Below are 13,333 nucleotides of genomic sequence, written 5' to 3' on the forward strand. Positions count from 1 at the left end.
AGTTTTAGAAATGAAAGTGAGTATAATGGCGTTAGTAATCGCTTTGACAAAGTTTTTAGTGATATTTTGATTGATTATGATGTATGGAAAATTAGCTTAAATCATGCTTATAGATTTTATGAGAATGAAAAATATAATTTTATAGGCACGAAAACTTATTATAATATAAATACTAATTATCAAATCTTTGGTGGTATATGGTTTGATTTAAATAAAACTCCTGATAAATGGGAGATTGGTTATACTTATCAGAGAAAATGTTGGAATTACTCTTTAATGTATAAAGAGGACATATCGCCTAAACTTACAAGTGCTGGTATTAGTGCTAAGGATCAAAGCGGTTTGTATTTTATGTTTAACTTTTATCCAATTGGTGGAGTTGCTTATGATTTTGCCTTGGAAGAAAATGAGAAGAATATATGATATTATTTGAAGATGAAAAAGAAGCTGCACAAAGATTGTATGATCAGTTGCCTATTGCTAAATTAAAAGACTATCTTATTATCACTCCGTCTTTAAAATCTATAGTGTTTGTAAATGAATTAGCGTGTAGGTTAGATATATCTTATAATTTCTTATTTACAGAGCAAATTAAGGCACCAAATAATAGCGAGTGTCAAATAGCTATGGTTAGTGAAAATAAGGAGCTTGTCTATAATGAAGCATTGGTAAAAGCTTTTGATATTAGTTTAGATTATATTTATGGTGAAGCTAATAGGACTTATGAGGAAAAAATTTTAAAAAATGTTTATCGCTATAGAAAAGGCAATCTTTTAAATGAATTAAAAGGAAAAAATATTTTGATATTACACGAGGGTTGCGAAAGTGGCATTACTGCTTTATCTTGTATTAAAAGTCTTTTAAAAGAAGAAGTAAATAGCATTATTTATGCTACTGCTGTAATGCCTAGTGATGTTTATGATTATATTAGTATGTTTGTTGATGAAGTTTTTTGTGTTCAAAAAATTGATCATTTTATAGATGTTGAATCTTATTTTCAGCATAAGATAAAGCTTGAGTCTCAAGAGATACTAGAAATTTTAGAAGAGAGTGAGTATTACTTACCACTTAAAAGGTGAGTTTATATTTAAGCAATGTGATAATATATTGTTTAAATATAAACTTATAGATAGATAAAATTATTAAAAAAAGGAAAATTATGCTGCATGAAATAAATATTAATAATCATATTGAATTTTTTGATACTGACAAGGTAGCAAAACAAGCATCTGGAGCTGTATTAATGAGAGAAAAAAATGCTGTTGTATTAGCAACTGTTGCTCGTGAAGACAAAATGGTAGAAGAGGATTTTTTGCCACTTACGGTGCAATATATTGAAAAATCTTATGCTGCAGGTAAAATTCCAGGTGGATACATAAAAAGAGAAACTAAACCAGGTGATAATGAAACATTAAGTGCAAGAATAATAGATAGAAGTTTAAGACCTTTATTTCCAAAAGGTTATGCTTATCCAACTCAAATTGTTATTATGGTGCTTTCTGTAGATAGTGAGGTTGATTTACAAGTTATGAGTTTAAATGCCGCAAGTGTTGCTTTATATTTAAGTGATATTCCAATAAAAGCTCCAGTTTGTGGTGTGAGAATAGGACGTATTAATAATGAATTTGTTTTAAATCCTAGCAATAGTGAGCTAAAAAATAGCACGCTTGATTTATATGTTGCTGGAATAAAAGATGAGCTTTTGATGATAGAAATGAGAGCATTAGCTAGCAAAAAAGATAATTTATATTTGATGAATGAATTAAGTGAGGATGATACACTTAGAGCGCTAGAAATCGCAAGTAGTGCTATTTTAAAAGGTTCTAATGAGTATGAAAGAACTTTTGCAGCTTATAGAAAAAATTCTAATATTAAATACAAAATAGAAGGTGATTATAGTGAGCTTGTTTGTTTTATCAAAAATTCTTATTTAGCAAAATTAAAAATAGCAATTAATCAAATGGCAAAAAGCGAAAGGGCAAGTGAAATTTTTAAGATTGCTGAGGAAATTTATCAAGAAAATATTACTACCGAAAAAGGATGGTCGCTAGAGGACATTGAAAAAGCTTTGCATTTGTGTAAAAGAGAGCTTGTAAGAGATCAAATTATTAAAGAAGAAAAAAGAGCTGATGGGAGAGGATTAAAAGAAATTAGAAAAATAGATATAGAAACAAATATTTTGCCTAGTGCCCACGGATCGTGCTTATTTACAAGAGGTCAAACTCAGGCTTTAGTAGTGACAACACTAGGAAATGATAATGATGCACAAATGTCAGATATTCTTACAGAAAAAAATCCAATTTGTGAGAAATTTATGGTTAATTATAATTTTCCTGGATTTTCAGTTGGTGAAGCAAGTCCTATAAAAGCACCTGGTAGAAGAGAGCTTGGACACGGAAATTTAGCAAAAAGAGCACTTCAACCTAGTGTAGATAGCGAATATATTCATACCATACGCTTAGTTTCAGAAATTTTAGAGAGTAATGGTTCTAGTTCTATGGCAACAGTTTGTGGTGGTTCTTTAGCATTAAAAGCAGCGGGCGTTCCTAGTGCAAAACTAGTCGCAGGAGTGGCTATGGGGCTTATATTTGAAAAGGAAAAATATGCTATTTTAACTGATATTATGGGTCTTGAAGATCACGATGGAGATATGGATTTTAAAGTTGCTGGAAGTTTTGATGGTATCACAGCTTTGCAAATGGATATAAAATTAGGTGGTATCGAACAAAGAGTTTTAAAAGAGGCTTTGTATCAAGCTAAAGAAGCAAGAGATTATATTTTAAACATAATGCAAGATGCTAGTGAGAAAATAATTATAAATAAAGATATTTTGCCTAAGATAGAAATTTTTAGCGTGGATTCTAATAAAATTCCAGACATTATAGGTCAAGGTGGTAAAACTATAAAAGATATTATTGAAAAGTTTGAAGTTTGCATAGATTTAGATAGAGACAAAGGTGAAGTTAAAATTTCTGGTTCTAATCAAGAAATGATTCATCAAAGTAAAGAATTTATTTTAAATTTAATTCATACTAAGGTTTTTAATAAAAAAAGAGATAAAAAAGAGTTGCCTAAATTTGAAATTGGTGAAGAATTTGTGGGAAAAGTTCAAAAAATCGTTTATTTTGGTGTTTTTGTAGAATTAAAAGATGGAGTAGATGGATTGTTACATAGCTCTAAAATAAAAGAAAAATTAGAATTAGGAAATGAAGTTAAAGTAAAAGTTGCAGATATCAAAAACGGGAAAGTTTCTTTGGATTTAGTTTAATAATTTAAGTAAGCATTTAGGCTTACTTTTTGTTCTTGACAAAAAGTTTTCATTTTGGCATAATTTCATTTTTTTGTCGTCTCGTTAGCTCAGCCGGTAGAGCATCTCCCTTTTAAGGAGGGGGCCGTTGGTTCGAATCCAACACGGGACACCATTATAATATCTTTTTGGTCGCTTAGCTCAGTTGGTAGAGCGCCACCCTTACAAGGTGGATGTCATAAGTTCGAGTCTTATAGTGACCACCATTCTTATTTATTGGTTGCGGCGGTAGTTCAGCTGGTTAGAATATCGGCCTGTCACGCCGGAGGTCGCGGGTTCGAGCCCCGTCCGCCGCGCCATTGTCTCGTTAGCTCAGCCGGTAGAGCATCTCCCTTTTAAGGAGGGGGCCGTTGGTTCGAATCCAACACGGGACACCACCACTTTTGACCCTTTCGTCTAGTGGCTCAGGACATCACTCTCTCTGTGTGGTAACAGAGGTTCAAATCCTCTAGGGGTCGCCATCACTCAATAATTTTTGCTAAGAAATCAATATAAATGTTATATGTAAGAAATTTTTACCTTAATTTATAAAAAAATACTAATTTTATTCATTCCACTTAAATTTAAGTGGAATAAAATTTGCTTGTAAAAACATAAGATTGAAGAATTAAAGGCAGAAAAATATAAATCTTAAGGAATGCCTAATGAGTATATTTAGTATAAATGATAATTCATCTTATGGTTCTATTATTTCACAAACAAAAGCTAATAAAGAAAATAAAACAAGTTCAAAAACAAATTTTGCAAATACTTTTATTAAGCAAAATGCTAGTAAATTAGTTGAAATTCAAAGCAGTAATACTCAAACCTTAGCACTTAATGAAGTAATATCAAATCAAAATAATAATAATATTAAAAGTGATTCTCCTAATTATAATATATCAAGTGATTTTAAAAATTCTATTTATGCTTTAAAATATAGACAAACTAATAATCCTGCTTCTATGGCTTATGGTTATAGTGTTGATTTTAATGGTTATATGGGAAATGATTTTAATAAAGTTGCAGGATTACCTGAAGATTTTAAGATACATAAATCTACTTTAGATGAGATTAAAAAAGCTGCTGAAAACAATCCTATTATTGCAGGTGAAAAAGAATATTTAGGTGTAAATAAATATTATGAAAACATAGATATGGCTGATACTATAAAACAATATTACAATCTTTTTTCTAATGCTTTAAGTCAAAGTTTTCCAAATGATAAAACAAGTTTCACTGAAGCAGATATTAATTCTATGCCAAAAGGTTATGCTGTTGATGGGTTTTATAACGGATATGGCATAGGATTTCAACATCCAGACGCAATAAGAAATAATGATATACGCATTAAATTCTTAGCAGATTATTCTGATGTAAAAATTTCAAATGTATATAAAACATCAGAGCAATTTAATGAGGCAAATAATATTTATGATGATTCTTGGGGGTTAATAACAGGTATCAAGCCAGAAACTTTAGGACTATCTATGAAAGACTTAAATAACATCGATAAAGGCGGTGAACATGAATTCAAGCCTGATATGTCAGTTTATCCCAAAAATGAAGATGGGAGTTATACTAAAGAAGCTTTATTTATGAGTTTGTTAAAATCTCAAGAAGGGCGTATTTTATATAGCCCAAACACCACTTTAAATCCAAAAGCACAAATGCATAATATAGTTAGAGCAAAAGAAAGCTTTGGAAGTTCAAGTATGCACTTGGATGATATAATGACAAAAAAAATCGATTTTCAGTCTTTGTTTAAGTATTATGCTGAAGAAAGTTTTCAAAATATACATCTTTATCTTTATGAACATGGAATTTCAAAAAATGAAGCAATGGGAAATTCTCAATTAGATTTTGATATGAAAAAAGATTTTGCTAATGGTTGGAAAGCACAAAGCAACACAATTAATTCTTATACAAATTCTATAATGGATAGATTAAATAATCTCATGAGCCAAACTAGGGCGTAATCCTTTAATTTATACCAAAAGGTTCTATTTCAAAAAATAAATGTTTTGGTATATTCATTATAATAATAAAGTATATATTTTTTAGTTAATTTTTTAATGCCATTCCTTTTCTAATTAAATTAATGTTTCTTTTATGCAGTCAAATTTTCTTTTTCAATAGGAAATTAATTTATAAAAACAATATTAGTAATATAATTTATCAAATTATTAAAAAAAGGAGGAAGTCTTAATGTTTAAAAATGTAATTAAATTTACAACCTTAAGCATATTAATTTCAAGTTCTGCTATTGCTGATGATTTTTTATCTAAAATTAGTAATGGTGCTTTAAGTGATACTTCTATTGGAGTAAAAACTCTTAGTCTTAATGAAATGAAAGAGGTTAAAGGCGGTGTTTATTTTTATAGAGATCCAGACTATGATTTTACTTCTGGTCTCAGGAGTTATGCTTATGTTGCAACTGAAGATGGAGGTGAAAAAGGAAGTTATTTGACTGCACAAAAAATGAGACTTGATTCAGGAAAAATGGTCCTTGCTAAATATCGTTATGTAAATAATAAAAAAGATTATTATTTACAAAGCTATGAAAAAAGAACAGGTAAATTTAATACAATATTTGCTTGGCAAGGCTCTTATGCATACGATGTTTTACAAGAATTTATAAAAAGATATTAATACTAATTTTATCTATTCCACTTAAATTTAAGTGGAATAAAATTTGCTTGTAAAAACATAAGATTGAAGAATTAAAGGCAGAAAAATATAAATCTTAAGGAATGCCTAATGAGTATATTTAGTATAAATGATAATTCATCTTATGGTTCTATTATTTCACAAACAAAAGCTAATAAAGAAAATAAAACAAGTTCAAAAACAAATTTTGCAAATACTTTTATTAAGCAAAATGCTAGTAAATTAGTTGAAATTCAAAGCAGTAATACTCAAACCTTAGCACTTAATGAAGTAATATCAAATCAAAATAATAATAATATTAAAAGTGATTCTCCTAATTATAATATATCAAGTGATTTTAAAAATTCTATTTATGCTTTAAAATATAGACAAACTAATAATCCTGCTTCTATGGCTTATGGTTATAGTGTTGATTTTAATGGTTATATGGGAAATGATTTTAATAAAGTTGCAGGATTACCTGAAGATTTTAAGATACATAAATCTACTTTAGATGAGTTGTATAGATTTAATACAAGTTTTAAAGAACGCACTGCAAATTATTTAGGCATTTCAAATTACTATACAAACATAGATATGGCTGATACTATAAGACAATATTATTCTAAATTTGATCAAATCATAAATCATAGTTTTGGAAATTCTAATAAGACTAGTTTTAGCATAGAAGATTTAAATTCTTTACCAAAAGGTTATAGTATTCATAATACAGATTTTAAGTTTATGTTTCAAAATTTAGATAGTCAAATTATAACAAATTTTTATGATACACAAGAGCAGTATAATACTATAGATAACATAGGAATGCAAAATTCTATCAATACAGGATTAAATAAATTAGATTTTTCACCTGAAAGTATGGAAACTCAAAATTTAGATAGCGATATAGCAAAAGATACTTTTAATCCCGATATGTCTGTTTATCCCAAAAATGAAGATGGGGGTTATACTAAAGAAGCTTTATTTATGAGTTTTTTAAAGTCTAGTGGTGGAGAAGTTAAAGAAGGTGGTAATACAACATTAAACCCATTAGTTAAAGCACATATTGAAGCTATGACAAAAGAAAGTTTTGATGGTTCTTTAGCCTCTTTAAATGACATTATGACAGGTAAGGTTGATTTTGCACAAATTTTAAAAGCACACGCTCAAGATGGTTGGCTTGATTCTAAAATTTATGCCAAAGAAAATAATATTGCTTGGCAAGATTCAAGCATAGGTTATGGCGGAGCTTGGTTTGATAATCAGTTTAATCAAGCTAAAGCTAGTGGCTGGTCTCCTAGCAATGAAAGTATAAATTCTTATGTAAATTCTATAATGAATAGATTAAATAATCTCATGAGCCAAACTAGGGCGTAATCCTTTAATTTATACCAAAAGGTTCTATTTCAAAAAATAAATGTTTTGGTATATTTAATTTAAATTTCTTTAATTCTTTTTTTGGTGCTACAATTAAAGCATATCCGCCTTTATTATATCTATCCCAAATGCTAAAAAATTCTCTTTTAGAACTTATATATTCTCCATAACTTGGATCAAATACTTGTAAATAACCCCCTTTATAATTAATAATTACTACAAAATGAGGAAAGCGTGGGTCGTTTTCAATTTTTACAAGCATTGGAATATTAATAAGCTTATTTAAATTGTCTTTATTTATTTGATAAGAATTACTTTCATATCCTAATTTTCTTACAGCGTTGCTTAAATCTGCAAAACTTACCATATCAGTATAAAGTTCTTGATCGCTCATAATTTTTAAAAGATCTAATTCCATAAAGTTCTTATCGTCAATCATATTAATCAAAGTTGCTAAAGATGAAGCTCCGCAAGATTCTTCATATGTTTGTCTTATAACTTTTTCATTTTTGATTTCTTGATAAGACTTTACTATAAATTCTGCTTTTAAAAATAAAGGCTGCATAAACACTATAAGCAATATTTTTAAAATTTTTTCCATAAGCTAATACCAAAAATTGCATCTGGAGCAGCAGAACTTCCGCCCAAACTAGTGACTTTTTGTTCTGTTTGAAATCTTTGCTCTGCCCCTAAATCCAAAGTGATTTTCGGGCTTAAAATTATTGATAAATTTCCACCAAAATATAAACTATTGCCATAAGCTATCTTAGCAATTTTAAATTTCCTCTTAGCGTTATATCCAAAACCAGTATAAATACTATATACCACAGGATCGCTATATCCCCTTAAACTAGCTTCTAAATTTTGAGATTGAAAATAAAAATTCTTAGTTTGCATTATTGTTTTTTCTCTTTGAATAATTGCTGTTTGAAATTTAATCTGTGGTATAAAATCTGCAATATTATCTCCTGTATAAATAAATCCTACCCACAAAGAATCAAAATTTAAAGTATTTTTACTTGTAATTTCTCCTGTTATAATATTATTATATTCTTGCCTTGCATAATTTCCACCACCTAAAACAAGAATATCTAATTTAGGTGCTAGCGTATAAATGAAAGTCTGATTTAAATATAATTGTTTAGCATCATTTCATACATTTAAATCCCCATTAACACCTATATTTGGATATATATAATAAGAATGCGGATTTCCTGTGCTAAGTAAAGATATGGTAGTGATACTTCTTAAGCCTATTTGCTTTTTAAACAAATTGTCTATATTTAGCTCATCACTAGCAAAAATACAACTAATTAAAACCATAAATGCCAAACAAATCTTTTTCATTGTCATCTTTCTAAATTTTTTAAAGCTTTTCTTTAAAATAATAAATTATGTTAAAAAAATTAGCAAATTTATTGATTTTAAGTTTTTTATTATCAAGTTTTGCTTTTAGTAAATGTAGAATATGATAATATTTTTATTAAACTCTTTTAATGAATATTTTGAAAAATCCATTAAAATTATATAAATACAAATCCCAAACTTACAAAAACAAATACAAAATGAAAATAAAAACAAAGAATTTACAAAGGCGATAATGCAAGGAATGCTTATTTGAATGTATCTACTAGCACTAATATGAAATACTTATGAATAATATAATGGTGGATTTAGCAGGACTCGAACCTGCGACCAACCGGTTATGAGCCGGTTGCTCTAACCAACTGAGCTATAAATCCGCCAGAAGTAGAAGCTAAGTTGGGATTATATCTTATTATTCTTAATTTAAATTTAGAATTTAAATTTAACAGCTTTTTCTATGTCTAAATACCTAAAAGTAATTAAATTTTGCAAAATTCCAAAAAATATCATAAAAGTAGCAAAAGAACTTCCGCCGTGGCTATAAAAAGGCATAGGGATTCCAACTACTGGTGCAAAACCTATAGTCATAGAGATATTAACTGCTACATATATAAAAATAAACAAAGCAATGCAATTTGTTACAACTCTAGTAAAATAATCATCTTTATGTTTATAGTTTAAACTTAGTAGATGAAAAATTAATAATGTGTATAGCAAAATAACAATTATAGCCCCTATAAAGCCAAATCTTTCAACGGTGTAAGCAAAAATAAAATCACTAGTTGAAATAGGTAAAAATTTAAAATGTGTTTGAGTTGCCTCATTAGCTTCTTTTCCGGTTAAACCCCCGCTACCTATGGCTATGATAGATTGTTTTACATGGTAACTAGGTTCTTCTGCTAAAAAATCATGAATTCTTTGTTTTTGATAAGGCTTTAAAAAATCAGTATAAATTATAGGGGAAACAATAACTATAGTTGCAAAAATTGAAAGCCAAATTTTGTAATTAGCACCAATAATAAAAATCATTCCAAAGCCGACAATTAAAAGGATTAAACCCGTCCCTAAGTCAGGTTCTCCTGCTATGAGAAAAAAAGGCAATAATATATAAAAACTTAGCTGGGTAAATTGTTTTAGATTGTATCCATTTTTAGGAGGTGGATTTTGATGTATTAAATAAGCTAACATCAATATAAAAGATGGTTTAAAAATTTCAGAAGGTTGCATAGTAAATCCTGTGAAAGGAATTTCAAGCCATCTTTTAGCTCCTAATTTTTCTATGCCAAAAATATCAACACTTAAAAGTAAAATGATATTAATCCAATACGAAATAGGTATTAGCCAGATTAATCTTCTTAAGGGTATTAAAAAGAAGAAAATAAAGCCTGCAAGCCCTATGAGAGTATAAATTAATTGTTTTTCTAGCAAGCGTTCATTGGCTTCATAGATTAAAAATAATGATATTATGATAATAGGAAGTATGAGCACAGGCTGAACAAAATCAAAATGAGTCAAAATTCTTTTATCAAGTTTAATCATAAGAATCCTTTGCAAAATATTATGCAATTATATGCTAGAATTTCAAATTTATTATAAGGAAAGCGAGTATATGTTTAATTTTTCCTCACTTTGTGAAGAAAGACTTGATGTTTTATTGACTAATATTATAAGACAAAGTCGTTCTCAAGTTTCTAAAATTATTAAAGACAATTTTGTATATGTTAATGGAAAAAGTATCAATAAAAATTCATTTAAAGTAAAATCAAAAGATGAAATTCTTATAAAATTACCCCAAATTCAAAAATCGTTTCAAGATTGTATTTTAGACTTTGATGTAGAAATTTTACACGAAGATGAAGATATTTTAGTCCTTAATAAAAATCCAAATCTTGTAGTGCATGGAGCAAATAGCGTCAAAGAAGCGACCTTGGTAGATTGGCTTTTGTCTAAAGGTTATGCTTTGTCGAATTTAAATGGAGAGTATAGAGCAGGGCTTGTTCATAGGCTTGATAAAGGCACTAGCGGAGCAATTGTTATAGCAAAAAATAATTATGCACATCAATTCTTAGCTAATCAACTTTTAGATAAAAGTATGGGTAGGATTTATATAGCTTTGTGTGATTTAGCTTTAAAAGAAGATAAAATTTCTAATGAAAAAGCTATTATAAGGTGCCCTAGCAATAGATTAAAAAAGATTACTACTAATGATGTATTTCATCATCATGCAAAAAATGCTAAAACTGATTTTTTAAATTTGCTACATTCTCAAAATTGTGCTTTAATAGCTGCTAAATTATACACAGGAAGAACACATCAAATTAGAGTTCATTTAGCTGATTTTAATCGATATATTTTAGGTGATCAATTATACGGATATAAAGGAAAGATAAAGTATAATAGAGTAATGCTTCATGCATATTTGATGTATTTTACTCATCCAAAAACAAAAGAGCTTATGTTTATTAAGGCTCCTATTTTTGATGATTTTAATCAAATTTTAAAAGAAAATTTTAATAAAGGAGAAATCGATGAAAAAATTTCACTTAGCTATCTTAAGCACTGCTTTAGTTTTTAGTGCTTGTAGCACAACTAGTTTGCCAAAGGTAGCACAGATTAATGAAGGATTGCCAAAAATATCTAACATTAAAAGTATAGGAGATATTACTAGTATAGCGTTTGAATGGGAGCCTTTATATGATCAAAATATAGCTGGATTTTATATTTATAGATCAAATTCTATAGGTGCACCTATGGAATTAATTGCAAAAATTAATAATAAATTTCAGACTCATTATACAGATACTAATTTACAACCAAATACTAAATACTATTATTCTATGAAAACTTATAATGAGCTTGGACAAATCTCACCTGATGGGATTAGCATAGAAGCTTATACTACTAGAATTATCGATCCAGTTCCTTTTGCACAAGCAATTGTTGGTTTGCCAAATCGCGTAAAAATAGTATGGAGGCCTCATCCTGATTTTAGAGTAAATTCATATATTATAGAACGTGCTAATATGAAAGATATGAAATTTAAAGAGCTTGCTAAAGTGAAAAATCGTTTAAGTGCTGAGTATATAGATGATTCTTTAAAGCCTGATGAAAGTTTTCAGTATAGAGTTGTAGCTCAAACTTATGATGGGATTAAAAGTGCTCCAAGTCAAGTAGTAGAATCAACTACAAAAGCACTACCTCCGATGGTTACAAATTTAACAGCAAGTAAAGATGCACCAAGGAAAATTATTTTAAATTGGGACAAGATAGATTATGCTGATTTTGCATATTATAAGGTATATTCTGGCTCAAATACTTTTTTACCTTTGAGTGTTATTGCAAAAACTGCTGATAATACTTATGAAGATATAGTAGATGGAATAGGTCAAAAAAAATACTATAAAATTAGTATGGTAGATAAAGATGGATTAGAAAGTCCTTTAATGAATGAGGCAGTAGAGGGCATTACTTTAGGTGCTCCATTGGCTCCAAGTATTATTTTGTGTGCTGTTGAAGATGATGGTATCAAGGTAGAATGGGTGGATAATGATGATAGGGCACGTGAATATATGGTTAAAAGAAGTGGTGGAGGAAATTCTGCTGTATTTAAGGAAATTAAATCAAAGCAACTTAAAGATATTACAGCACTTCCTGGAAAGGTGTATAGCTATGAAGTAATAGCTATTGATGTTAATGGTATAGAATCAAAGTCATCAAATAAATTTACAGCAGTTAAATAATGCCAAATTTTAAGTGTAAAAAAGTAAATTTACCCATTTTTCCTTTTAAGCAAGATGATGTAGAATTTTCTTGGTGTGCTCATAGTGAGAATGTTGATTTGATTTTTACGCGTGTTGAGCAAGAGTGTTTTTTTATACAAATTAAACAAGATAAAAATAAAAATGAGTGGCTTATTAAAGGCGAAAAATACACTAAGCCTTCGCAGATAGGTTATTTACAGAAAGCTTTGTTATTGTTTAGAGATAATTTTGCTCAAGATATTATAAATGAAGCAATTGCTTTAAAGCATACTAGATTATTGCAAAAAACTTCTTTAATTGCTAGTGATTTAAAAGAATTGCTTTTAAGAATTCAAAATCAAAATGAAATTTATATAGAAATAGGTTTTGGAAGTGGCAGGCATTTATTGTATCAAGCAAAAATTAATCCCAATGCTTTGATTATAGGAGTTGAAATTTATACTCCAGCACTTGAGCAAGTAGCGAAGTTAGCATTAAATCAAGGTATTAAGAATGTATTGTTGATAAAAACTGATGCAAGGTTATTGCTAAGTATTATGGAGTCTAATTTAATAGATAAAATTTTTCTCCATTTTCCTGTGCCTTGGGATAAAAAACCACATCGAAGAGTGGTGGGATTAAATTTTGTAAATGAATGTGCAAGAATTTTAAAAAAAAGTGGAAAATTTGAACTTAGAACAGATAGTTTTTTGTATTTTGATTTTACTTTGAATACTTTTTTAAATTTATCTCATTTAAAAGCTGTTATTGATAAGAATAAAGATTTAGCAATTTCAAGTAAATATGAAGATCGTTGGAAAAGGCAAAATAAAGATATATACGATCTAGTTATTAGTGGATTTAAAGAGTATAAAGAAGAATGCGTTGAAAAAAAATTTGCCATAGAGAATATAAA

General features: G+C 28.6%; 10 protein-coding genes, 6 tRNA genes and 2 pseudogenes. 14 read left to right on the forward strand and 4 right to left on the reverse strand.

The window, feature by feature from the left end:
• The 11 genes and pseudogenes from QZ429_RS06305 to QZ429_RS06355 form a co-directional block, all read left to right on the forward strand.
• Nucleotides 1-423 (forward strand): annotated as a pseudogene (locus tag QZ429_RS06305) (LPS-assembly protein LptD); the annotation flags it as partial.
• Complete coding sequence (locus QZ429_RS06310) at nucleotides 420-1,079, forward strand: phosphoribosyltransferase family protein (RefSeq protein ID WP_291952947.1); 660 nt, start codon at nucleotides 420-422, stop codon at nucleotides 1,077-1,079. The pseudogene QZ429_RS06305 and the gene QZ429_RS06310, both read left to right, overlap by 4 nt.
• Before the next feature lie 80 nt (nucleotides 1,080-1,159).
• Nucleotides 1,160-3,268, forward strand: coding sequence for a polyribonucleotide nucleotidyltransferase (locus QZ429_RS06315; RefSeq protein WP_291952949.1), 2,109 nt, complete (start codon nucleotides 1,160-1,162; stop codon nucleotides 3,266-3,268).
• A gap of 78 nt (nucleotides 3,269-3,346) precedes the next feature.
• Nucleotides 3,347-3,422: transfer RNA gene (locus tag QZ429_RS06320), tRNA-Lys, on the forward strand.
• Between the two features lie 15 nt (nucleotides 3,423-3,437).
• A tRNA-Val gene (locus QZ429_RS06325) sits at nucleotides 3,438-3,513 on the forward strand.
• A 16-nt stretch (nucleotides 3,514-3,529) separates the two neighbouring features.
• Nucleotides 3,530-3,606: transfer RNA gene (locus QZ429_RS06330), tRNA-Asp, on the forward strand.
• A gap of 2 nt (nucleotides 3,607-3,608) precedes the next feature.
• Nucleotides 3,609-3,684 (forward strand) — tRNA-Lys (locus QZ429_RS06335).
• Nucleotides 3,685-3,692: 8 nt separating this feature from the next.
• Nucleotides 3,693-3,768 (forward strand) — tRNA-Glu (locus QZ429_RS06340).
• 183 nt (nucleotides 3,769-3,951) lie between these two features.
• Entirely contained in the window at nucleotides 3,952-5,265 is a 1,314-nt protein-coding gene (locus tag QZ429_RS06345) for a Cj0814 family flagellar-dependent secreted protein (RefSeq protein WP_291952951.1), read from the forward strand.
• Nucleotides 5,266-5,494: 229 nt separating this feature from the next.
• A complete protein-coding gene (locus QZ429_RS06350) occupies nucleotides 5,495-5,938 on the forward strand; it encodes a hypothetical protein (RefSeq protein WP_291952953.1) in 444 nt (147 codons plus the stop codon).
• A 108-nt stretch (nucleotides 5,939-6,046) separates the two neighbouring features.
• Nucleotides 6,047-7,312 (forward strand): Cj0814 family flagellar-dependent secreted protein, encoded by a 1,266-nt coding sequence (locus QZ429_RS06355; RefSeq protein WP_291952954.1) that lies wholly within the window; start codon nucleotides 6,047-6,049, stop codon nucleotides 7,310-7,312.
• Nucleotides 7,313-7,316: 4 nt separating this feature from the next.
• Here QZ429_RS06355 and QZ429_RS06360 read toward each other — a convergent pair whose 3' ends face one another.
• From QZ429_RS06360 to QZ429_RS06375, 4 genes and pseudogenes are all read right to left on the reverse strand, one after another.
• Nucleotides 7,317-7,913 (reverse strand): cysteine peptidase family C39 domain-containing protein, encoded by a 597-nt coding sequence (locus tag QZ429_RS06360; protein WP_291952955.1) that lies wholly within the window; start codon nucleotides 7,911-7,913, stop codon nucleotides 7,317-7,319.
• Nucleotides 7,898-8,659, reverse strand: a pseudogene (locus QZ429_RS06365) (hypothetical protein). The gene QZ429_RS06360 and the pseudogene QZ429_RS06365 overlap by 16 nt, the downstream one beginning before the upstream one ends.
• A 318-nt stretch (nucleotides 8,660-8,977) precedes the next feature.
• Nucleotides 8,978-9,054: transfer RNA gene (locus QZ429_RS06370), tRNA-Ile, on the reverse strand.
• Between the two features lie 52 nt (nucleotides 9,055-9,106).
• Nucleotides 9,107-10,216, reverse strand: a complete 1,110-nt coding sequence (locus QZ429_RS06375) for an FtsW/RodA/SpoVE family cell cycle protein (protein ID WP_291952957.1) — start codon at nucleotides 10,214-10,216, stop codon at nucleotides 9,107-9,109.
• Nucleotides 10,217-10,286: 70 nt separating this feature from the next.
• Between QZ429_RS06375 and QZ429_RS06380 the strand changes: the two genes are divergently transcribed.
• The 3 genes from QZ429_RS06380 to trmB all read left to right on the forward strand — a co-directional run.
• Entirely contained in the window at nucleotides 10,287-11,252 is a 966-nt protein-coding gene (locus QZ429_RS06380) for an RluA family pseudouridine synthase (protein ID WP_291952959.1), read from the forward strand.
• Nucleotides 11,206-12,417 carry a ferrous iron transporter A gene (locus tag QZ429_RS06385; protein WP_291952960.1) on the forward strand — a complete coding sequence of 404 codons (1,212 nt, stop codon included), beginning with the start codon at nucleotides 11,206-11,208 and terminating at the stop codon, nucleotides 12,415-12,417. Before QZ429_RS06380 ends, QZ429_RS06385 begins: the two co-directional genes overlap by 47 nt.
• Nucleotides 12,417-13,333: tRNA (guanosine(46)-N7)-methyltransferase TrmB (gene trmB, locus QZ429_RS06390; protein WP_291952962.1), on the forward strand; the 917-nt coding region annotated here is incomplete at its 3' end. The genes QZ429_RS06385 and trmB, both read left to right, overlap by 1 nt.

It is taken from the genome of Campylobacter sp. (assembly GCF_020024835.1).
In the GTDB taxonomy this organism is placed as follows: domain Bacteria; phylum Campylobacterota; class Campylobacteria; order Campylobacterales; family Campylobacteraceae; genus Campylobacter_D.

Coding starts and splice junctions, on each gene's coding strand:
- QZ429_RS06345 (WP_291952951.1), top strand. CDS start 3,952: ATGAGTATATTTAGTATAAATGATAATTCATCTTATGGTTCTATTATT.
- QZ429_RS06315 (WP_291952949.1), top strand. CDS start 1,160: ATGCTGCATGAAATAAATATTAATAATCATATTGAATTTTTTGATACT.
- QZ429_RS06380 (WP_291952959.1), top strand. CDS start 10,287: ATGTTTAATTTTTCCTCACTTTGTGAAGAAAGACTTGATGTTTTATTG.
- QZ429_RS06360 (WP_291952955.1), bottom strand. CDS start 7,913: ATGGAAAAAATTTTAAAAATATTGCTTATAGTGTTTATGCAGCCTTTA.
- QZ429_RS06310 (WP_291952947.1), top strand. CDS start 420: ATGATATTATTTGAAGATGAAAAAGAAGCTGCACAAAGATTGTATGAT.
- QZ429_RS06375 (WP_291952957.1), bottom strand. CDS start 10,216: ATGATTAAACTTGATAAAAGAATTTTGACTCATTTTGATTTTGTTCAG.
- QZ429_RS06385 (WP_291952960.1), top strand. CDS start 11,206: ATGAAAAAATTTCACTTAGCTATCTTAAGCACTGCTTTAGTTTTTAGT.
- QZ429_RS06350 (WP_291952953.1), top strand. CDS start 5,495: ATGTTTAAAAATGTAATTAAATTTACAACCTTAAGCATATTAATTTCA.
- QZ429_RS06355 (WP_291952954.1), top strand. CDS start 6,047: ATGAGTATATTTAGTATAAATGATAATTCATCTTATGGTTCTATTATT.